Genomic DNA, 20,373 nt, shown 5'->3' with positions numbered 1-20,373 from the left:
TGGCGTAGTGTGCTCAGGGTCTGTTCGTTCTTGTCCAGCAAAACTGATTCCGTAATCTCCAGTTCCAGCCGCCCTGCATGGAGCCCGCTTTGCTCAAGTGCATCAATCACGCTCTGAATGAGATTCAAACTGCGAAATTGAACTGGAGAGAGATTGACCGCAATCTTGAGCGGCTTGTTCCAATGGGCAGCTTCCAGACAGGCTGTCTTAAGCACCCAGTCTCCAAGAGCATGAATGAAGCCGATCTTTTCGGCAACCGGAATGAACTCGACGGGCGAAACAGCCCCCCTTATAGGATGCGTCCAACGAAGCAGCGCTTCATAACCGCATATTTCACGGGTGATAGTGCAAGCCTGCGGTTGATAGTAAACTTCCATCTCGCCGTTCTCCAATGCCTTCTGAAGATCAGCTTCGAATGATTTTTTCTCTCTCAAGCGTGTCTGCATCTGAGACTTGAATACGCTCGCGTGACCGGGACCAAGCGCCTTCGCTTCATAGAGCGCGAGATCGGCGTGTTTAAAAAGTTCTTCCGTATCCGGTTCGCCTTGGGAGATTGCGACACCGACGCAGGTTCCGATTTTTATTTCCAGCTCGCCGACATGGTAAGGCTGACTAATCGCATCCATCAGGCGATCTGCAAGCTCCAGAGCTTGCTCTTCCTGCAGCCCAGTGGAAAGCAGGGCAAATTCGTCGCCGCCTAGGCGGCATACCATGTCGCCTCTCTCACCGAGTTTTGTGAGGCGCCGCGCGACTGCCTGCAAAAGTGCGTCACCGACATCATGTCCGAGCGTATCATTGACATCTTTGAACCCATCGAGGTCCAAAAGAAGAATGATCGCCGATAGGCTTCCGGACTGTGCGGCTTCAAGCCTTTTCTCCAGATCCTGTCGAAATAGAACACGATTGGGCAAACCGGTCAAAGCATCGTGATGAGCGTCATGCTCAAGCCGAAAGTTCTGCGACTGCAACTCGCCCGTCGCTTGACGAAGGTCGCTTGTCAGGCGCTGCATGCTGCCATGCGCCCGATCGAGAAGCTTGTTATGGCGAAGCAGAAGAATGACCAGCACCACGCCGCAGAGGATAAGACCTGCCGCCAATCCCGTGTAAATGAGATGCAGCTGACGAACTTCTGCCTGTGCAGCATCGATAAGCCCGACATCATACTCAACAGCTGATGACGCGAGTGCCGTCATCGGCCCGTCAAGTGTACTCATCGACTGCAAAAGGTTTTTGACACCCTCCGCATCAAGTTTATCCAGCTGAGCATCAAGTGTCTGCAGAACATTGCTCAGCTTCAGAAACAGGTCGCGCCGCTGCTGGTCATTTTGAATGAAAGAACGCAGATTGCCCTGCTGCAGCAACTCCAGTCGGCCAAGCATAATATCGAGACGAAGCCGCACTTCGTCACGCGTGTCCTCATTCAAATTCAGCGCATATCCAGCGAGAACATGCTCAAGTCGCATATATTCTGAAACAGTCTGACCAACAGCCCAGGAATCGTTGTAACGGGAAAACTTCTGAAGCGCAGTCTGTCGCTCAGCAATGACATAGGCGATATAGGCCGTTGCCACCACGAAACAACAGATAATAACGCCTAGTATTCGTCTCACACTTTGCCTCTATTCAACTATCAGCTTGGCAACCTGCCACGCAGAACGTGTGTAATAGGTCTGGCTTTGAAGCTGAGGGTCGCTGTCATAAGGGTAGATTATAAACAATGGTCCTTTATCGCGCACAGCCATGTAATTGCCATCTCGCTTCATAGCAAGAATAACATTGAACTTCTTCAAGTCCTCCATAGGCAGTGTGCTGACATAGTCGTTCAACGCCACCGCCGTCACTTTCGTTCCCGTGGCACCGACGAGCGTCATAAGCTTGTCCATCGATACACCTTCGAAGCGCACGCGACCATCATACCACGGATTAGCAGTTTCTACGGTTTCCAAACCGATCGCTTCCAGCATGTCCCTATCAAATTGAGCTGTATCGCCGACATTTGTATTCGAAATATTGCCAGATATGACGAGGATCGGCTTACCCGTTGGTTTGGCCAACGGCTCCGCCGCTGCCCCCGACAGCCAGACCAAGGGCAAGAACAGACATAAAAAGAGCCGGATGAGTTTCATTGCATTTCTCCATGATAAATTAGACTGATAAAGAGAATTGCCTAAATCAACGTGAAGATTGCATGAGTTTTGTATCTTTTCATGTTCATATGCAATAAAAATGAAATATCGGCAGCAACCGTGACGCAACGTAACTTCAAATCATGGCTGTTAGTGAATTACCCCAATATTAGAACGTTTTCATACGATAGTAACGCTTTTAACATGCCGTGCTGGATGATCATGTCCTGACTATAGCGTGATTCCGCCCATCAAGAGCCTAAAGGGCAACATGATTGACGTCGCCCTTTAGGGAAATTCGATGGTTGTCGTTGATTCAACCTGCCAGTTTTCCACCCGTCATCGGCTCTGGCACCCCGGTCGTACTTGGAAAACTGATGGGCAAGCCACGCAAGACCCGAACCGCGAGGAAAGCAAAGCATTCCGCTTCCACGGCATCGCCCCGCCAGCCAAGTGTTTCAACGGGAACGAGTTCCACTTTCGCACGCTGGACCAGCATGCGCATCATGGTCGGATTGCGACGGCCACCACCGCTGACGGCCAGCCGCTTTGGCCGACGCGGCAAAATATCCAGGGCCTTCCCAACAGCAGAGGTAGTGAACGCGGTCAATGTTGCCGCGCCGTCTGCCTCATTCAGACCGTTAGCCATTGCATCGGTGAAATCGAAGCGATCCAATGACTTCGGGTATGGCGCAGTCAGATAAGGGTGTTTGAGCAGTTCCGTGAGCCGGGCTTCGTCTACCCTGCCCTTTGCCGCCAGCACTCCATCGCGATCCATCTCACCCAATCCATGTGCCTTCATGAAATCATTGATGGGTGCATTGGCTGGCCCCGTATCGAATGCCACAAGCGCATCACCGCCATCCCACCACGTGATGTTGCCGACACCGCCAAGATTGAGAATCGCAGTATTGCCACTCGAATCGGCACTGCGCAGCAAAGCAGCGTGATAGACGGCCGCAAGCGGAGCGCCCTGCCCGCCAGCGCGAATATCTGCTGTCCGGAAATCATAAGCAACTTTAGTTCCGAGCAATTCGCTCATAAGCCTTCCGTCACCAAGTTGCCTTGTGTCACCAAACCTGCCTGCCTGCGGCGCACGATGCAAAACCGTCTGCCCATGAAAACCGACAACGCCGATATTCTCCATCGACAGCCCGCTTTCCTCGACCAGTTCGCGCACAGCCGCAGACTGTGCACGCGTCAGCGCTTCCTCGGCCTCACTAAACACGGAAGGTTCCGCACCTTCAAAATTCCAGCCTCGAGCCTCCGCTTGCGCTCGTTCCAGAAGATCACGAATCCAGCGCGGATAAGGCTTCAGCGCATAAGCGCCAAACTCCGTGATGGTCTCGCCATCAGTCTTCAAAAGGGCAACATCGATGTTTCCATCAAGAACAGTGCCGGTCATCAGGCCAACGGCCCATATTGGCTGCATAGACGTCTCCTATCCCAATGAAATTGCGTCGCCAACGCCCTGACGTAGCGAAAGAATACCACTTTCGAAATGGCGTGTCGGATGAATGCGATTGGTGAGCAAGGTCCACGCCCTGCCCGCTTCAAAATCGATCCACAAACCGGTACCCGTGAAACCGGTATGACCGATCGTATCCTTCGAATTGAAATTGCCGCCGGACCAGCCGTCATAAGGCAGTTCCCAGCCATGCGTCCGGGTTGCGGATATTGGTTGGCGCATCTGCGTTATAACGTGTTGCGATGCGCCAGTGCCGTCGAGCAAACCAAGTGCGAAATCGAGTATGGATGCAGCCGTGCCGAACAGCCCCGCATGCGCAGCACCCTGTAACGCTGAACAATTGTCGTCGTGGACTTCACCGCAAAGTACGCGATTGCGCCAGGTGCAATCTTCGGTGGCAGCACTGATCTCCGGCTCCGCAGAAAAGGCAAACCCCTCACCGGGGTCCATTTCGCGAATGGTCTTGCCGTAATGCCTTTCCATCGCGAAACCGAGCAGAATGAAATTGATATCCGAATAAACCGGTGCGGATTTTCGCCATTCGCGTTGCAGAACGAATACGCGCAACAATTCCGGGTCTCGTCCGTAGGTGTAGATCGGTTCTACCGATGGGAACGGTGTCTGATGGCCAAGGCATTCGCGGAAAGTAACTCTGCGCTCCCACGCATCATTGTCATACTGCCGAAGATCCGGAAGCAATGTGATCAACGGCGCGTCGAGATCAATGACACCTTCCTCAGCCAGTGCAAGAATCCGGGGTGTCGTGAAAATCACTTTTGTCAACGAGGCGAGATCGAACCATGTATCGATTGTCATCGCGCGCCGGGCCGGTACAGCCTGCGCATAGCCAGTTGCCCGGACAGCCCGGTTGCCGGAGAGATCGACCATTCCGAGCACACCTCCCGGAATTTGGCCTGAGTCGCACGCACTTGTCAGCAGGCTGAAAGCTTTTTCAAAGCGTGCGGTAAAGGCGGTATCCACGGAGTGGCGGACATTTGGTTCAGCCGTCATGATTATACCTCGGTCCGGGCCACGTGATCATGACCGTATGTCTGCCAGTTTGCCGGTGCGGGCTCGTATCCCAACGGGCGGACGAGTGACGGCACCTGCCGCGTGTCGAGGGTGAAGTGCTCGTTGCGCCGATCAATACTTGGAACAGCAGATATTAGCCGCTTCGTATAAGAATGTTTCGGCGCAGACAGGATTGATGCGGCATCGCCGACTTCGACAATCTGGCCAGCATAGACGACCGCAATGCGATGCGCGATACGTTCCACCACCGCCATGTCATGCGACACGAACAGATATGCAAGGCCGCGTTCCTTCTGGAGTTCAATCAGCAGGTCCAGAACTTTCACCTGCACTGAAACATCCAGCGCGGAAACGGCTTCGTCCAAAACGACAATCGAAGGGTTCAGCATCAGCGCGCGGGCAATGCAAAGTCGCTGGCGCTGTCCGCCAGAAAACTCGTGTGGGTAGCGCTCCAGACTGTTTGCGGGCAGGCCCACGCGGTCAAGCAACTGCAGCATCTGGTGCCGCGCTTCCGGCCCACCGTACCCACCAGCGGCGATAACCGGCTCTGCAAGGATACTATCTATACGCAGGCGCGGGTTGAGCGATGCATAGGGATTCTGGAAAACCATCTGAACGGAGGAGGAGCTGCGAGTGTCAGAGGCATTTGCCACACCGACTTCAAGCTTGCCGCGCGAAGCTTTGACAAGTCCGAGAATCGCGCGCGCTGTCGTCGACTTACCCGAACCGCTCTCTCCGACGACCGCAAGTGTTTCGCCCGGAACAAGATCGAAATCGACACTCTCCACGGCATGAACTGCACCGAGTCTACGGCCAAGAATGCCTCCCTTGATGGGAAACCGGACTGTGAGCCCTTCCACAGCAAGAATTGGCTTTGTTCCGGGCCTGGCTGCTCGCACGCTATCCGTTCGTGCCGCATTGCCACTTTCAAAATGCGGCACAGCTTTCAGGAGATGCTGCGTGTAAGAATGCTGAGGCTGGTCAAGAACGGCACTCAGTTCACCTTGCTCTACCGCCTCGCCATGCTGCATCACCATGACCTTGTCGGCCATCCCTGCGACCAGGCCAATGTCATGGGTAATGAAGACCATCGCCATGCCGGTTTCGCGCTTCAGTTCTGCCAGCAGCGCCATGATCTGTGCCTGTACCGTAACATCGAGCGCTGTGGTTGGCTCGTCGGCGATCATGAGACGCGGATTACAGGCAAGCGCCGTTGCAATCATAACCCGCTGCAACATACCGCCTGAAAGCTGGTTCGGGCAGTATCTAAGACGCCTTGCAGCATCCGGAATGCGTACGCGATCAAGTGCGTCCTTGGCAGCGAAAGCTGCCTGCTTTCCGGTAAGCCCACGATGGAGGCGAAACGACTCCTCAATCTGTGTTCCGATTGTGAGCACTGGATTGAGCGACGTCATGGGCTCCTGAAAGATCATGCCGATTTCCGCACCGCGGATTTTCGTCAGCTCAGCTTCGTTTGCAGTTGCAAGATCGATGGTGGTGCCGTTTGCGCGCTTCAGCTTGATCGTTCCATCGATAATGCGTCCGCCGCCAAAATCCACAAGACGATTGATCGACAAGGCCGTTACAGATTTACCGGAACCGCTTTCTCCGACAATAGCCAGCGTTTCCCCGGCGGCGAGATCGAAACTCACACCGCGCACGATCTCATTGGCTTCAGGATTGCGCCCGAAACCAACGCGAAGGTTTGAGACAGACAGAAGCTTGTTCATGCAGTTACCCTCCGCATCCTGGGATCGAGAATGTCGCGCAGGGCATCACCCAGAAGGTTGAAGCCAAGAATACCGATCATGATCGCCAGGCCCGGAAAGGCCAGCAGCCATGGCGCGGTTTCCATGAGATTACGCGCATCTGCCAGCATGAGGCCAAGCGACGAAGCAGGTGGCTGAGTGCCGAGACCGAGGAAACTCAAGCCTGCCTCTGTTAGCAGCGACCAGGCCAGCGCCAAAGTGATTTGCACAGTCAGAGGCGCGATCAGATTAAGCAGCAGATGGCGCGAAAGGATATAACGGTTGCTGCTGTGGAACGTGCGTGCCGCATCGACGAATTCGCGTGTTTTAATCGACAAGGCCGGACCACGTACAACCCGCGTAAAAATCGGGGTGTAAACAATGGCGATGGCGGCGATACTTGTTCCAATGCCCGGTCCAACAACGGCGATGATGAGAAGCGCAAGCAAGATAGCCGGAAACGCTAGAAGCACGTCCATGACGCGCATGACCGTGCCGTCCCACCAGCGCCCGAACCATGCCGCGGTCAATCCCATAATGGTGCCAGCAAAGGCGGCAATTCCGACCGCAGAAAAGCCCACGACGAATGATTGCGCTATGCCTGCCATCAGGCGGCTCATCACATCACGTCCGAAGAGGTCCGTTCCCATCCAGTGGGCAGCACTTGGAGGACGCAGCCTGTCTATCCGGTACTGCATTAGCGGGTCATGCGGCGTAAAGCCGAAATACCCCAGACACGCGACGATCAGATAGATCAATACGATGAGCCCGCCGATACGGCCACTCGGATGAGCAAAAACGGACCGCAATATCTGCATCAGTTTTCCCCCAGGCGAATACGTGGATCGAGCGCTACGTAAAGGAGGTCAACAAGCAGATTGACGATCATGAAGTTGAAGGCGATGAAGAGAATACTGCCCTGCACCAACGCATAATCCCGCTGCAAAATGGCGTCGAGCACCATGCGTCCAAGTCCCGGCAGAGCATAGATCTGCTCGACCAGCACAGCTCCGCCCAGAAGGTAACCAAATTCCACGCCGCTCAGCGTCACCACAGGGATGAGTGCGTTCGGCAATGCGTGCCGCCAGATAACAGAGCGGGCCGAAGCACCCTTGCTGCGAGCGGTACGAACGTAATCATCGCTGAGAACATCCAGCATGGCGGAACGCGATATGCGTGTGACCGATGCAGCAAATGCGAAGCCGAGTGTTATGGCGGGCAAAATCATCTGCAAAAAATTCTGCCACGGATTGACCCATATCGGCGTAAATTCGCCCATGGTCGGTAACACACCAAAGCCGGCCGACAGAATATAGATAAAGAGGAGGCCCAGAACGAAGCTCGGGGTCGATTGGCCGATCATTGCGAAAATACGGACGGCAAGATCGGACATTTTCTCGTTGCGAGTTGCCGCATAAATCCCGGCCGGAAGGCCAATGAGCAACGCAATAATCATCGACATCAATGCCAGTTGCAGTGTCAGCGGGAAGCGTTCCAGAATAACCGTCAAAACCGGTTTGCCGAACGTGACCGAGACACCCAGATTACCCTGCAACACGTCACCGAGCCAGCGCCAGTACTGAGTAGTCCAGCTTTGATCGATGCCGAAATATTGCGCCAGTGACTGCCGTTGTTCCGGCGTCAGCAATCCAGCCTCCGTTCCGAGCATAGCCGTGATGGAATCGCCCGGAACCATACGGATCGAAACGAAGACAAGGATCGACACCCCCAGCATAACCAGTGGAAATGTCAGCAGCCGACGTGTCAGATAATTCATGTCAGATTACTCACGGCCTGCCGTCAAGGAAGGCACTGGAAAGCCACGCCTTCCTGATGAAGGCTTGACGGATTTCAAGACATCACTGCCCGATCTGCAGCTTGGTTACGCCGAACAGCGAACCGGTAGCGCGAGGCTCAAAACCTGTAACGTTCTTCTGGTGAGCAACATAGTTGTTGGCCGTATAGAGCCAAACCCATGGAGAAACTTCCGTTATGTGCTTTTCGAAATCGGCGAAGATCACCTTGCGTTTTTCAGGATCGGTCTCAACTCTTCCCTTTTGCATCAGATCATCGAGCGTATCGTCGATATACTGCGCGACCTTTTGAAGGTTTCCCGCCTTGGTCCAGTAACGACCATACATCGTATAGGGATCAGCCGAACCGCCGTTCAAAGCCACGGCCATGTCGAAATCACCCTTCAGCCAGGTATCGACATAGACGTTAAGTTCCATCATCCGGATATCGAGCTTGATGCCGATTTCGGCGAGTTGCGACTGGAGGACCTGAGCTTCAGCCGCAGCGGTTGCTGGCTCTCCATTCGCAGCTATGATGGTTGCCGAAAAGCCATCCGCATAACCGGCATCCGCCATCAGCTTCTTTGCTTTTTCGACATCGCGTTTGTAGCAGAAAAGCGTGTTCGGATCGCTTGCATAAGCAGGCATGGTCAAGGGACCTGTCACCTTGCCTTCACCAAGCAATGCGGTGTCGAGCACATCCTGGCGATCAACAGCGCAGGAAATGGCCTGACGCACGGCCAACTCTGTCATTGGTTTGCGCGAGGGATTTAGCTGTAACACGTGATAGGCTAGTGCCGGTGTGCGTACCAGTTCCAGCGCGCTCTCACGCGGCACCATCGTTGCAACCAGCGGGTCGTTTAGAAATGCAAAGTCGATCTGCTTGGCGCGAAGCGCCGCGAGAATTGCTGTTTCGTCCGGCAGGACGCTGATGTCGATCCCATCGATCGCTACTTTGCCGCCCGCCCAATCGGGATTGGCTTTCAGCACTTCCTTGGAGTTCGGTTCCCAACGCTCAAGGATGAATGGGCCTGACCCAACCGCTTTCGTCCCAATATTTCCGGCCTTGATCTCGCTTTCCGGAACGACCGCCGCATTGATGCTGGCAATGGCTGCCAATAGAGGAACGTCAGGCTGCGAGAGTTTGAAGGCGACCGTTTCGGCGTCCGGGGTTTCAATAGCAGCAATGGAACCGAAATTGGCGCGCGCCACTGCGCCTGTCTTTTCATCCAAAATGCGCTCGAAGGATGCTTTCACATCGCCTGGCGTCACCGACTGACCGTTCTGAAATTTCGCATTCTTGTCGAGCTTGAATGTGAGAACCTTTCCGCCATCGGAAAATTCCCAGCTTTTTGCAATGGCAGGCGCAATCTGAAGGTTGGAATCAAGACGGACGAGCGGTTCATAGATGAGCTCAAGCAGGCGAATCGACGAAAATGCCGGCTGCTTATGTGGATCGAGACCAGTGGCATCCTGCGACCAGGCCATTCGGAGCGTCACGGCAAAAGCCGTCGAAACACCTAATCCGCCAAAGCTCCCAATGCTCAACGCTATTGCGGCAGCGCCCGCAATAAGGCTTTTCTTGAAACTCACTCCCATTTTCTTCCCTCGCAAATTACTGCAATGCTGATGTCCGATTGCTTCCCCGCTTCGGCTCACGCTTTATTGGCATTTATTGCCTGTCTAAGAAATCCCCCAGCATTCTTTAATGCCTTTCTTGCCTCATCCACTGGCATTCCGGTGATCGTGATGAGAATTGCAAGCTTCACGTCATTGTCGGTCAGAGCGAGAACGCGTTTCGCCTCCCCCGCCCCGCATCCGGTTGCCTGCATGACAATTCGCGATGCCCGCGCAACAAGCTTATTGTTGGTGGCACTGACGTCCACCATGAGGTTCTCGTATGTTTTCCCGATCCGGATCATGCTCGCCGTCGTCAGCATATTAAGAACTAGCTTCTGCGCCGTACCGGACTTAAGGCGTGTTGAGCCTGTCAGTATTTCAGGCCCGACAACCGGCGATATGGCGATTTCAGCCAAGGTCGCAATGGTCGAATCGGGATTGCAGGAGAGCGCCACGGTCGTGGCGCCGATAGATGCTGCGTAGGCCAGACCACCTATCACATAGGGCGTGCGCCCACTGACCGCGATTCCCACAACAACATCGTGCGAAGACAAACCTATGTTGCGCAGGTCAGATTCCCCAAGCAACGGATCATCTTCTGCCCCTTCGATTGCATGTTGCAGCGCATCCACGCCACCTGCAATCAGCCCTATCACCACGCCCTCCGGCACGCTGAAAGTCGGCGGACATTCCGATGCATCGAGAACGCCGAGACGTCCGCTTGTTCCTGCGCCCAAATAAATCAGTCGGCCGCCGACCCGAAATGCGTCGACAATCTTATCGACGGCCTGCGCGACCTGAGGCAGTACTTGCTCAACGGCGGTGGGAACCAGATGATCTTCATCGTTAATACGGCGCACAATAGCAAGGCTCGACAAGAGATCGATATCCATCGTGCGGGGGTTTCGTTCTTCTGAAACCAGCCTATCCAGTTCAGATAACAATGCCTGTTCAGTCATGCCTCTGCCTGCTTATAGATCAGCGTTCAGGATCCGCTGCCATATGGTTAATGAATGGTAAGATTATAAATTCCCACAGTCAATCGCACAATGGAATAAATTATTCCTATTCGATGAGTGCCATACGTTTGCGCTCAACTGGAGATCACCATATTTCGAGCAAGAATGATCGCACCTGAAACAGCATCGCCATCGGCAGGTTTCAGTCGCCGACGGACATCGGGTGCCAACCACGGTTCTAGTGGGGTCGCAAGCCCGCCGAGCAGCGTAACGCGAGGTGCCCCTTTTTCGAAAAGTACGCGCACGATCGTATCTATATGGCCCGCAGCAGCTTGAACGATCTGGCGCGCGGCTGCATCGCCCTGATCCGCATGGCGCATGACCATAGGTGCCAGAGATGCATATTCCGTGGCAGTGGCCCGGTCCATCCACGCGACCGCCTCCATCGGGTTTTGATTAAAACGCACCATGACTTCGTTGAGAAGTGGCGTGCGTTCAATACGTCCGTCATAGGCCTGAAGCGCCCGCTGAATCGCAGACAACCCCAGAAAAGCACCACTGCCTTCGTCTGAGATGGGAAAGCCATAGCCTCCAACACGAATGTCGGTGCCATTCACGAAGCCAAGGCCAATTGATCCGGTCCCAGCAATAACGATGGCTCCGTCATTACCCGAATGCGCACCAAGACAAGCGCCCTTGCCGTCGCTTATGAAATGAATACTCGAAAAGGGATGCTGTATAGCCTGAAGTGCTTCGAGCGCACCTTGCCTGCCTATGCCCGCCAGCCCAATACCTGCATGCGTTCGGGCCAGTTCTTCCGCACACAGACCTGCCTCGCTGATCGCTGCGTCAAACGCACGTGCAATGGATTCCCATGCCTTGTCTATCCCGAGCCGTGTAGTCGCCGGGCCGGACAATCCTTGTCCGAGTACGTTGCCGACCTCATCTTCCAACCGGGCTCGACAACCCGTACCGCCGCCATCCACGCCAAGATAGAACCGATTTTTCCCAACCCTGTCCGACATCATTCTGACAGCCGTTCTATATCTGCACCGCAAAGTTTCAGTTTGCGGTCAAGCTGTTCATACCCGCGATCAAGATGATAGATGCGATTAACGACAGTTTCTCCCTCGGCAACCAGCGCTGCGAGAACAAGCGACACGGATGCCCGCAAATCCGTTGCCATGACTTGTGCGCCGTGCAGCGGGCGCCCGCCGCGTACCAGAGCAGTTGTTCCCTGCAGTTTGATGTCAGCGCCAAGCCGCATCAGTTCCGGCACATGCATGAACCGGCTTTCGAACACTGTCTCGCGAATGAGCGATGCTCCTTCGGCACATGCTGCCAACGCCATGAACTGGGCCTGCAAATCGGTAGGGAAGCCGGGATAGGGTTCGGTCGTCAAATCAGTGCCACGTAAGACGCCATTACGCGAAACAACCAGACCGCGGTCGCTCGGCCATACACTGACGCCCATAGTTTCAAGCATTTGCACAACAGAAGCGAGATGCTCAAGACGAGCATGTGTCAATTCGAGCGTGCCGCCGGTAATCGCCGCAGCCACTGCATAAGTTCCGGCTTCGATACGATCCGGTATGCCGTGATGGCGTGCAGAACGCCAAGATGTATCGCCCTGAATCAGAATGCGATGCGTACCCGCCCCTTCAATCTGCGCGCCCATGGCCCCAAGACATGCTGCAAGGTCAGCAATTTCCGGTTCACGGGCTGCGTTCAATATTTCCGTCTCGCCACGAGCGGCGGTTGCCGCCATCATTGCTGTTGCCGTCGCGCCAACGGAAGGTGCGGGCAAAACAATACGGCTTCCGATCAGGCCGCTATCGGACGAAGCAACGATCCAGCCGCGATCAATGGAAACATGTGCGCCAAGTGTGGAGAGCGCTTTCAAGTGCATATCGACAGGCCGCGCGCCAATGGCGCATCCGCCCGGCAAGGAAACACGAACTTTACCCAGTCTCGCCAACAGAGGTGCCAGCACCAGAACCGTCGCACGCATTCGCCTTACAGTGTCATAAGGCGTTTCTCCTTCGACAAGTTCAGCGGCGGCAATTGTCGTCGAATGCGGCGTGCGGGAGACCTGTGCCCCGTGCGACTGCACGACATTGAGCATGTTTTCAACATCACTCACCGCTGGAAGGTTGGTAAGCTCAACGGGGTGGGGACTTAGCAGGGAAGCCGCGATCTGAGGCAGCGCAGCGTTTTTCGCACCGGAGATAGTGACCGCTCCCTGTAACGGTCGTCCACCGACAATTCGCAATCGTTCCATGTCTCTCCACCATGTACCATCTTGTGGATAGTTAGCTCATTCCGTAAATTTTAAAAGATTGGAATTTTATATTCCAAATCAATTTCGGTTGTCTTATGAGGCAAGACAATCGAATATCGAGCCTTCCGACGCCGGAGTGGGGATTAATCGCGCATGTCGATCCTGCAGAAGATCAATGCCAAATTGAACGAGCTGACGATTGCAGACCGAAAGATCGGCCAGTTCATCGTCGATCATCCAGAACAGGTATTGAAGCTTTCCTCTTCCGCGCTCGCAGTCGCGACCGGCCGCAGTCAATCGAGCGTCGTCAAATTCAGTCAAAAGTTCGGTTTTGACGGCTATCAGGAACTTAAACTCGCGGTCAGCGAAGCTCGAGCCAAAGAATGGCAGGTTCCGGCAGGCATGGTCCACGGCAGCATCGAGACCGGCGACAGCTATATTACGGTTCTGCAAAAGCTGATCGGCAGCAAGCTACAATCCATGCAGCAGACGATTTCCGTCAACAATGAACAAGGTATCGACGGCGCATTGCAAGCGCTGATCAGCGCCCGGCGTATTCATCTCGCTGGCGTTGGCGCATCGTCACTCGTTGCGCGTGATTTTTCCTACAAGCTGATGAAGCTTGGGCGCAATGTAATGCACGACAGCGATAGCCATATCCAGATGGCCAATGTTTCCACATTGCATGAGGGTGACGTTCTGTTTGCCCTTTCCTATTCGGGAACGAGCATCGAGACCCTTCGCATCGCCGAGCAGGCCAAGAAGTGGGGAGCAACCGTGATCGCTGTTACAGGCCTCAACGAAAACCCGCTCAACAAGATCGCTGATATTCGCCTATATACAGTTGCCGATGAAGAACGAGTGCGCTCGTCGTCAATCACGGCACGCGATGCACAACTGGTTTTGACGGACTTACTCTTTATCCTGCTGTTCCAACGGCAACAGGATGCGAACGATTATGTGCATAAGAGCGAAGCCGCAGTGTCTTCGCTGAAAATATAAGCGGCAAGATCAATCAATAATGGCGGCGGCGGCCAGGCTAGCGAAGGCAGCAACGAACGCTACTGCGACAGCACCAACTTTCGTGAAGAGATTAAACATATCACCAGGCGTTTCACGGTTTGACATGTTGAGATAGACCAGCGCCGCAACGATGATAACAATCGAAAAACCGAAAGCGGAAACCCACTGCCACAACTCAGGCATGAAACCTCACAGACGCTAAAGTCATTTTTGAAACTGCAGCCTTTTACGGTAACTTTGTTACCGCAGTGTGACCTCACCTAATGTTTTCAATTCCGGCTCGCAATGTGCCACGAAAAAAACGGACTGATTATCATCACTTTGTGATCGTGCACTCACTCAGACATTCCAGGCAACGGTCTCGCCGTTATCCCACAAAAGTCCCCGTGAACGGCGTCTTGTGTCGTGTTTCGCAAATCAGCCTTGCCGTCCTGAACTTTTGAACGCAATAGCGGAGAGATGACTTTCAGATAGCCACAGCCGTGATATATCTGCCCGGAAGCAAGCTGCGTTCGAACGCAGGCTTTGCCAGAAACAAACCGCAAAGGTATGCATTATGACTTCACCGTCATCTCCTCCACGCATCGAACACGCAGAACGTCTTGAACGATTGGCATTGTTGCAAAGCAAATTGAGAGAGCGCGGGATTGGCGGGCTTCTGCTCGGGCCAACGGCAAGTCTGCGATATTATACCGGGCTTGTCTGGCACATCAGCGAACGTTTTCTGGGCGCACTCGTCACACCGTCGGAAGTCGTTTATATCGTTCCCGGCTTTGAACAGAGCCGCGTCGAAAGCCTGCCGCATCTGCCGGGTGAAATCCGCGTGTGGCAGGAGGAAGAGAGCAGTGCTGAACTGATAGCGTCACTCATTCCGGCAAGCGCTACACTTGCCGTAGATGATGCTGTGCCGCTGTTCGTCTATAATGCTCTTAAACACGAAATCTCGCCGGAGCGCTTGCTTGACGGCGGTGAACTGATCCGTGAACAGCGCATCAGCAAGTCAGCCAATGAAATTGCGATCATTCAGTACGCGATGAATCTGACACTTGAAGTCCATCGCCGCGCACATGCATCGATAAAGCCCGGCATCGCCGCAAGCGATGTGGTACGCTTTATCGATGAACAGCACCGTACCCTTGGTGCTACTGGCGGTTCGACGTTCTGCATTGTCTCTTTCGGAGCAGCGACCTCTTTGCCGCATGGTGCAGATGGAGAACAGTTCTATCGGTCCGGTGACGTTATCCTCGTCGATACCGGATGCCGTATCGATGGCTACCACTCCGATCTTACGCGCACCTACATGCTGGAAGAGCCAAGCGCAGAGTTTTCACGCGTTTGGGCAATCGAACGTGAAGCGCAACAGGCCGTTTTCGACGCGGCTAAGCTTGGTGCGGCCTGTTCAACCCTTGACGATGCGGCACGCGCTGCACTCGTGAAGCATGGATTGGGACCGGATTATGCGTTGCCCGGCCTTCCGCATCGCGCCGGTCATGGCCTTGGTCTGGAAATTCACGAGGCCCCATACATCGTTCGCGGGAATTCACTCCCCCTTGCTGAAGGCATGTGCTTCTCCAACGAGCCGATGATTGTGATTCCAGACCAATTCGGTATTCGTCTGGAAGATCATATTCATATGACAGCAACCGGGCCGAAATGGTTCACCCACCCCGCGAAAGGCCCGACCGAACCTTTCGCGTGAAGTCTCAACTGTTGCTATCGATTACCGGGTATGCCTGCCCAGCTTTCCGCTTGCTTTTCGCCAATATCGATCAGGTCAATGGCTCGCGCCGCGATCTGATCGGCCACCTCATCAACCGATTGCGGCTTGAAATAGAATGCCGGGACTGGCGGCATCACAATCGCGCCCATTTCTGTCACCGTGCACATATTGCGCAGATGGACCAGATGCAACGGCGTTTCCCGTGTAATCAAGACCAGCCTGCGCCGCTCCTTCAAATGAACATCGGCGGCGCGGGTTAACAGACTGTCGCTGTACCCCGTTGCAATCGCCGAAAGGGTACGCATAGAGCATGGCGCAACGATCATACCGGCTGTCTTGACCGATCCGCTAGCGATCAGAGCGCCAATATCGCCGACGGAATAGCTTCTGTGCGCAAGCCTGTGCAGAAGCGCATAACCGTCGGGGCCTAACTCGTGACGCAAGGTCTGCTGTGCGGCGTCTGAAACGACCAAATGGGTCTCGACATCAGTTAAAGCAGAAAGCTGTTCCAGCAGTTTGAGCGGGATGAGAGCGCCCGATGCGCCGGAAATTCCGACAACAACCCGTTTCATCACATGTTTTCCTTATTCAACCCAAGCTCACCCCACATGGCATCTACACGAGCGACCACATCTTCGCTCATCTTCAGCACAGCGCCCCACTCCCGGTCGGTTTCGGAGCCGATCTTGTTGGTCGCATCGAGACCAAGCTTCCCACCCAAGCCCGAGCGCGGCGATGCGAAATCGAGATAATCCACAGGCGTGTCGGAGAGCATCACAACATCGCGGCTCGCATCGAAGCGCGTAGCGAGCGCCCACATGACATCATCCCAATTGCGAACATTTATGTCCGGATCGACCGCGATGATGAGCTTCGTATAGCTGAATTGCGGCAGCATCGACCAAAGTCCCATCATCACCCGTCGCGCCTGACCGGGATAGCGCTTGTCGATTGAGACCACCATTGCGCGATAGGAACATGCCGCCGGAGGCAGCCACAAATCGGCAATTTCCGGGAACTGTTTTCGCACAATTGGCACGAACAGCTCATTCATCACTTCGCCCAGTCTTGACGGCTCGTCCGGAGGGCGACCGGTATAGGTCGAAAGATAGACGGGGTTCTTCCGCATGGTCATTGCCGTTACCTGGATGACCGGGAATTCCTCGACACTATTGTAGTAGCCGGTGTGATCGCCGTACGGCCCCTCTGGCGCGGTGATTGATGTGGAAACGTGCCCTTCCAGAATGATTTCAGCGTTAGCGGGCACGGAGAGCGGCACAGTGTGCGCATCAACGACGGAAGGCCTTCGCCCGGCAAGCAGGCCCGAGAAGGCAAGTTCGCTCATCCCTTCTGGCAAAGGCATGACAGCAGCAAGAATCGTCGCTGGATCGGCCCCGATAGCCACAGCAACGGGCATATCCTCCCCCCGCCTTTGCCACATGCGGTGATGACGCGCACCACCACGATGGGCGAGCCAACGCATGATCAACCTGTCCCGGCCAAGCTTCTGCATCCGGTAAATTCCGACATTGATATCGGATGGATCGTCTGGTGCCCGAGTGATAATCAACGGCCAGGTAACAAGCGGCGCGGGCTCTCCCGGCCAACACCATTGAATCGGTAATTGATCGAGATTGACGGTTTCGCCTTCCAGTATGTTCGCCTGCACCGGTGCGCGGCGGACTAGCCGAGGGCGCATATTCAATGCAGCCTTTGCCAAGGGCAGCGTGCTCCATATTTCCCCTGCCGAGCGCGGCGGTTTAGGTGCCCGTAGTTCCGCAAGCATCTTGGCAAGGTCAGGGATTTCCTCGACGGCACGGCCAAGCCCCAATGCAATACGTCGCTCAGAGCCAAAAAGATTGGCCACGAGGGGGATTGAATGCAGACGCCCATCGGCATCGACCGGTTGTTCGAAAAGTAATGCCGGACCATCCGCTTCAAGCACACGCTTGTGGATTTCTGTTATTTCCTGGACAAGCGATACCGGACGCTTGATCCGGACGAGATCATTGCGCCGTTCAAGCTCCGACAAAAAACTTTGCAGGCAGTCGTAATGCAACGGAGAAGATTGGACCCTTTTCATGTCTCTAGTTTTGAATGTCGAAATCTTCCGCCGTCTTTGATCTGAATCAAACTGTCCTCGTATTGAATCGCCTAATTCTGAATTCACCTTGTAAAGCTCACTGGAGCTAAGTGATGATGAAGATACCTCCAGCTGTGGCTGTTCCAGCCCGGCTTGTTCCGCCTTTTCTGATCGCCCCTTTTGTCTCGCGCATTTTCTTTCAGGTAATGCGCTCCCATCCGGGTCTTTTCGAGCGTCTCGGAGACTACGCGACAAAGCGGTTCCGTTTTCGCCCGTCCGACATACCATTCGCTTTTGTGATCGAGCCGGATAAGCCGCGCATCACAATCGTGCGTGAAGACGAAGCGACGGAAATCGACGCAGGCATCGAGGGGCCACTGGTTATGCTGCTAGCGCTTCTCGAAGGTAAGCTTGACGGAGATGCGCTGTTCTTCTCCCGGGATATTACCGTGACAGGCGACATGGAAGCCATGCTGGCGCTTCGCAATGCGTTGGATGACTGCAACATAGACCTTCCATCCGATCTTGGCACAAGTGCGGGACCATTTGCCCCGATGGTTCGCGGCATAGCAAATTACGTACGCAGCAAAGCGCTCGGAAAGGAAGCCACCGGATGGAACTGATTTGTCCTGCAGGTACGCCATCGGCTTTGCGTGAAGCAGTGGGTGCAGGAGCGGATGCCGTCTATTGCGGCTTTCGCGACGAAACGAACGCGCGCAACTTTCCAGGCCTCAACTTCAGCCGCGACGAATTACGCGATGCTATCCGGTTTGCCCATGCTCACAAAACGCAGGTTTTCGTGGCCATCAACACGTTCATGCGCGCAGGCGATGAGCACATCTGGTACCAAGCCGTAGACGATGCATCCGCTCTTGGTGCAGACGCGGTCATCCTCGCCGATTTCGGGCTGATGGCCTATACCACCGAGAAGCATCCAACACAGCGGCTCCACGTGTCCGTACAAGCTTCCGCCTCCAATGCAGATGCAATCCAGTTTCTCGTCGATGCGTTCAAGGCAAAGCGAGTCGTGTTGCCACGCGTTCTGACCATTGCCGATATTGCGAAACTCGGCCGCAAGATCGGCTGCGAAATGGAAGTATTCGTATTCGGCGGACTATGTGTGATGGCGGAAGGGCGATGCTCCCTGTCTTCCTACGCTACCGGCAGATCACCCAACATGAACGGTGTCTGTTCACCGGCAAGTCATGTGCGTTATCGTCAAGACGGAGAGCAACTCGTTTCCGAACTTGGTGATTATACGATCAATCGTTTTCCTTTGGGCGAACCTACCGGCTATCCAACACTCTGCAAAGGCCGCTTCAATATCGCAGACGATCAAGGTTATGCATTCGAAGATCCTGTTTCGCTCGATGTCATGAACCATATCGACGAGTTACGAGCGGCCGGTGTGTCGGCGCTCAAGATTGAGGGTCGCCAACGTGGTAAGGCTTATGTTGGTGAAGTCGTCTCGACACTTCGTCAGACACTTGTCGCAAGCCCAGAAAGCCGTGCAACCCTTTTGTCCCGCCTCCGTCTGCTGAGCGAAGGCCAGCAGACGACTTCGGGCGCTTACGACAAACGCTGGAGATAGATATGTTAGCACCTAGCCTCAGCCTCGGTCCTGTTCTCTTCCTGTGGGACGGTCCGAAATGGCGGGATTTTTATTTCCGTATCGCCGATGAAGCCCCAATCGACCGTGTCACGGTCGGTGAAATCGTCTGCTCCAAACGGTTCCATTTCCTCACACCGTATATAGAGGCTGTAATCGAGCGGCTGCAACGCGCGGGAAAGACAGTAAGCCTCGGCTCCTTGGCACTCGTCATGCTTGAACGGGAAGCAAAACAGGTCCGTCAAACGATCAAGGAAGCGGCGCTACCAGTGGAGGCAAACGATCTGTCCGCATTGGGGCTCTTATCCGGTGTGCCGCATATAGTCGGTCCACTGGTCAATGTTTATAATGCTGCGACCGCCAAGGTTCTTGCGGCCCGTGGTGCACAGTCTATCTGCCTGCCGCCAGAGTTACCAATCAGTTCAATCCGGGAGATCGTCAAAGCCGCGCCTGAGATTGCGTTTGAAGTATTCACGTTCGGACGAGTACCGCTCGCCATTTCAGCTCGTTGTGCGCATGCGCGATCCAAGGGTCACATAAAAGATAATTGCCGATTTGTATGCGGCGAAGAACCCGACGGACTGCCGGTCAAAACCCTGGATAGCCAACCCTTCCTGGCACTGAACGGTGTACAGACACTCTCCCATACCTGTCAGTCGCTGATTGAGGACCTGCCTGACCTGCAAGAAGCGGGAATCAGGCGTTTCAGACTGTCACCGCAGGATTGCGATATGGTGGAAGTTGCCTGCATCCATGAAGAGGTGTTAAACCGATTTATCAGTCCAGACGAAGGGATCGCGCGCTTGCGAAAGGTTTATCCGGACGTACCGCTCTCGAATGGTTTTTTGCACGGTAGTATCGGCGCGGCTTGGATCAGCCGTCAACGTTCAGCCGCTGCAAACTAGATAACG

General features: G+C 54.6%; 19 protein-coding genes (1 of these 19 running past the window's edge). 5 read left to right on the top strand and 14 right to left on the bottom strand.

What is annotated here, in order from left to right; translation table 11 throughout:
* The 11 genes from MKS82_RS26715 to murA all read right to left on the bottom strand — a co-directional run.
* Window positions 1-1,610 carry the 5' portion of a putative bifunctional diguanylate cyclase/phosphodiesterase gene (locus tag MKS82_RS26715; RefSeq protein ID WP_109986925.1) on the bottom strand. Its footprint begins 367 nt before the window's first position, so only the first 1,610 of its 1,977 coding nucleotides appear in the window; its start codon is at window positions 1,608-1,610; its stop codon lies beyond the left edge, outside the window.
* 9 nt (window positions 1,611-1,619) lie between these two features.
* A complete protein-coding gene (locus MKS82_RS26710) occupies window positions 1,620-2,126 on the bottom strand; it encodes an oxidoreductase (protein WP_109986924.1) in 507 nt (168 codons plus the stop codon).
* 316 nt (window positions 2,127-2,442) lie between these two features.
* Window positions 2,443-3,558 carry an anhydro-N-acetylmuramic acid kinase gene (locus tag MKS82_RS26705; protein WP_109986923.1) on the bottom strand — a complete coding sequence of 372 codons (1,116 nt, stop codon included), beginning with the start codon at window positions 3,556-3,558 and terminating at the stop codon, window positions 2,443-2,445.
* A 9-nt stretch (window positions 3,559-3,567) separates the two neighbouring features.
* Window positions 3,568-4,605 (bottom strand): serine hydrolase domain-containing protein, encoded by a 1,038-nt coding sequence (locus MKS82_RS26700; protein ID WP_109986922.1) that lies wholly within the window; start codon window positions 4,603-4,605, stop codon window positions 3,568-3,570.
* Window positions 4,606-4,607: 2 nt separating this feature from the next.
* Complete coding sequence (locus MKS82_RS26695; protein ID WP_109986921.1) at window positions 4,608-6,356, bottom strand: ABC transporter ATP-binding protein; 1,749 nt, start codon at window positions 6,354-6,356, stop codon at window positions 4,608-4,610.
* Entirely contained in the window at window positions 6,353-7,192 is an 840-nt protein-coding gene (locus tag MKS82_RS26690) for an ABC transporter permease (RefSeq protein ID WP_109986920.1), read from the bottom strand. The genes MKS82_RS26695 and MKS82_RS26690 overlap by 4 nt, the downstream gene beginning before the upstream one ends.
* Window positions 7,192-8,151, bottom strand: coding sequence for an ABC transporter permease (locus tag MKS82_RS26685; RefSeq protein ID WP_109986919.1), 960 nt, complete (start codon window positions 8,149-8,151; stop codon window positions 7,192-7,194). The genes MKS82_RS26690 and MKS82_RS26685 overlap by 1 nt, the downstream gene beginning before the upstream one ends.
* Before the next feature lie 82 nt (window positions 8,152-8,233).
* Window positions 8,234-9,766 (bottom strand): ABC transporter substrate-binding protein, encoded by a 1,533-nt coding sequence (locus tag MKS82_RS26680; RefSeq protein WP_109986918.1) that lies wholly within the window; start codon window positions 9,764-9,766, stop codon window positions 8,234-8,236.
* 56 nt (window positions 9,767-9,822) lie between these two features.
* Window positions 9,823-10,746, bottom strand: a complete 924-nt coding sequence (gene murQ / locus MKS82_RS26675) for an N-acetylmuramic acid 6-phosphate etherase (protein ID WP_109986917.1) — start codon at window positions 10,744-10,746, stop codon at window positions 9,823-9,825.
* Between the two features lie 134 nt (window positions 10,747-10,880).
* Window positions 10,881-11,774, bottom strand: coding sequence for a BadF/BadG/BcrA/BcrD ATPase family protein (locus MKS82_RS26670; RefSeq protein ID WP_181394254.1), 894 nt, complete (start codon window positions 11,772-11,774; stop codon window positions 10,881-10,883).
* On the bottom strand, window positions 11,771-13,027 hold the full coding sequence (gene murA / locus MKS82_RS26665) for a UDP-N-acetylglucosamine 1-carboxyvinyltransferase (protein WP_109986916.1): 1,257 nt from the start codon (window positions 13,025-13,027) through the stop codon (window positions 11,771-11,773). Before murA ends, MKS82_RS26670 begins: the two co-directional genes overlap by 4 nt.
* Window positions 13,028-13,180: 153 nt before the next feature.
* Between murA and MKS82_RS26660 the strand changes: the two genes are divergently transcribed.
* On the top strand, window positions 13,181-14,029 hold the full coding sequence (locus MKS82_RS26660) for a MurR/RpiR family transcriptional regulator (protein ID WP_109986915.1): 849 nt from the start codon (window positions 13,181-13,183) through the stop codon (window positions 14,027-14,029).
* Between the two features lie 9 nt (window positions 14,030-14,038).
* On the opposite strand, the gene MKS82_RS26655 is transcribed toward MKS82_RS26660, so the two are convergent.
* Complete coding sequence (locus MKS82_RS26655; RefSeq protein ID WP_061346523.1) at window positions 14,039-14,233, bottom strand: hypothetical protein; 195 nt, start codon at window positions 14,231-14,233, stop codon at window positions 14,039-14,041.
* Window positions 14,234-14,606: 373 nt separating this feature from the next.
* Between MKS82_RS26655 and MKS82_RS26650 the strand changes: the two genes are divergently transcribed.
* Window positions 14,607-15,749 carry a M24 family metallopeptidase gene (locus tag MKS82_RS26650; RefSeq protein WP_109986914.1) on the top strand — a complete coding sequence of 381 codons (1,143 nt, stop codon included), beginning with the start codon at window positions 14,607-14,609 and terminating at the stop codon, window positions 15,747-15,749.
* Between the two features lie 14 nt (window positions 15,750-15,763).
* On the opposite strand, the gene MKS82_RS26645 is transcribed toward MKS82_RS26650, so the two are convergent.
* A complete protein-coding gene (locus tag MKS82_RS26645; protein ID WP_109986913.1) occupies window positions 15,764-16,342 on the bottom strand; it encodes a UbiX family flavin prenyltransferase in 579 nt (192 codons plus the stop codon).
* On the bottom strand, window positions 16,342-17,853 hold the full coding sequence (locus MKS82_RS26640; protein ID WP_240579479.1) for a UbiD family decarboxylase: 1,512 nt from the start codon (window positions 17,851-17,853) through the stop codon (window positions 16,342-16,344). Before MKS82_RS26640 ends, MKS82_RS26645 begins: the two co-directional genes overlap by 1 nt.
* Before the next feature lie 113 nt (window positions 17,854-17,966).
* On the opposite strand from MKS82_RS26640, the gene ubiT reads away from it, so the two are divergent.
* From ubiT to ubiV, 3 genes are read left to right on the top strand one after another with little or no spacing between them, the layout of a single operon-like run.
* Window positions 17,967-18,476, top strand: coding sequence for a ubiquinone anaerobic biosynthesis accessory factor UbiT (ubiT, locus tag MKS82_RS26635; protein ID WP_109986911.1), 510 nt, complete (start codon window positions 17,967-17,969; stop codon window positions 18,474-18,476).
* Window positions 18,467-19,444 carry a ubiquinone anaerobic biosynthesis protein UbiU gene (ubiU, locus tag MKS82_RS26630; protein ID WP_109986910.1) on the top strand — a complete coding sequence of 326 codons (978 nt, stop codon included), beginning with the start codon at window positions 18,467-18,469 and terminating at the stop codon, window positions 19,442-19,444. The genes ubiT and ubiU overlap by 10 nt, the downstream gene beginning before the upstream one ends.
* A gap of 2 nt (window positions 19,445-19,446) precedes the next feature.
* Window positions 19,447-20,367, top strand: coding sequence for a ubiquinone anaerobic biosynthesis protein UbiV (gene ubiV / locus MKS82_RS26625; protein ID WP_109986909.1), 921 nt, complete (start codon window positions 19,447-19,449; stop codon window positions 20,365-20,367).
* The last annotated feature ends 6 nt before the right edge of the window (window positions 20,368-20,373 follow it).

It is taken from the genome of Ochrobactrum sp. A-1 (assembly GCF_022488005.1).
Classification (GTDB): Bacteria; Pseudomonadota; Alphaproteobacteria; order Rhizobiales; family Rhizobiaceae; genus Brucella.
The sequence above is the reverse complement of the archived record's forward strand: the minus strand, read 5'-3'. Positions and strand labels throughout refer to the sequence as shown.

Excerpts from the sequence above, each read along its gene's own strand:
- MKS82_RS26685 (WP_109986919.1), bottom strand. The coding sequence starts at position 8,151 with ATGAATTATCTGACACGTCGGCTGCTGACATTTCCACTGGTTATGCTG.
- MKS82_RS26710 (WP_109986924.1), bottom strand. The coding sequence starts at position 2,126 with ATGAAACTCATCCGGCTCTTTTTATGTCTGTTCTTGCCCTTGGTCTGG.
- MKS82_RS26645 (WP_109986913.1), bottom strand. The coding sequence starts at position 16,342 with ATGAAACGGGTTGTTGTCGGAATTTCCGGCGCATCGGGCGCTCTCATC.
- ubiV (WP_109986909.1), top strand. The coding sequence starts at position 19,447 with ATGTTAGCACCTAGCCTCAGCCTCGGTCCTGTTCTCTTCCTGTGGGAC.
- MKS82_RS26690 (WP_109986920.1), bottom strand. The coding sequence starts at position 7,192 with ATGCAGATATTGCGGTCCGTTTTTGCTCATCCGAGTGGCCGTATCGGC.
- MKS82_RS26655 (WP_061346523.1), bottom strand. The coding sequence starts at position 14,233 with ATGCCTGAGTTGTGGCAGTGGGTTTCCGCTTTCGGTTTTTCGATTGTT.
- MKS82_RS26670 (WP_181394254.1), bottom strand. The coding sequence starts at position 11,774 with ATGATGTCGGACAGGGTTGGGAAAAATCGGTTCTATCTTGGCGTGGAT.
- MKS82_RS26680 (WP_109986918.1), bottom strand. The coding sequence starts at position 9,766 with ATGGGAGTGAGTTTCAAGAAAAGCCTTATTGCGGGCGCTGCCGCAATA.
- MKS82_RS26640 (WP_240579479.1), bottom strand. The coding sequence starts at position 17,853 with ATGAAAAGGGTCCAATCTTCTCCGTTGCATTACGACTGCCTGCAAAGT.
- murQ (WP_109986917.1), bottom strand. The coding sequence starts at position 10,746 with ATGACTGAACAGGCATTGTTATCTGAACTGGATAGGCTGGTTTCAGAA.
- MKS82_RS26695 (WP_109986921.1), bottom strand. The coding sequence starts at position 6,356 with ATGAACAAGCTTCTGTCTGTCTCAAACCTTCGCGTTGGTTTCGGGCGC.
- MKS82_RS26700 (WP_109986922.1), bottom strand. The coding sequence starts at position 4,605 with ATGACGGCTGAACCAAATGTCCGCCACTCCGTGGATACCGCCTTTACC.
- murA (WP_109986916.1), bottom strand. The coding sequence starts at position 13,027 with ATGGAACGATTGCGAATTGTCGGTGGACGACCGTTACAGGGAGCGGTC.
- ubiT (WP_109986911.1), top strand. The coding sequence starts at position 17,967 with ATGATGAAGATACCTCCAGCTGTGGCTGTTCCAGCCCGGCTTGTTCCG.
- MKS82_RS26660 (WP_109986915.1), top strand. The coding sequence starts at position 13,181 with ATGTCGATCCTGCAGAAGATCAATGCCAAATTGAACGAGCTGACGATT.
- MKS82_RS26650 (WP_109986914.1), top strand. The coding sequence starts at position 14,607 with ATGACTTCACCGTCATCTCCTCCACGCATCGAACACGCAGAACGTCTT.
- ubiU (WP_109986910.1), top strand. The coding sequence starts at position 18,467 with ATGGAACTGATTTGTCCTGCAGGTACGCCATCGGCTTTGCGTGAAGCA.
- MKS82_RS26705 (WP_109986923.1), bottom strand. The coding sequence starts at position 3,558 with ATGCAGCCAATATGGGCCGTTGGCCTGATGACCGGCACTGTTCTTGAT.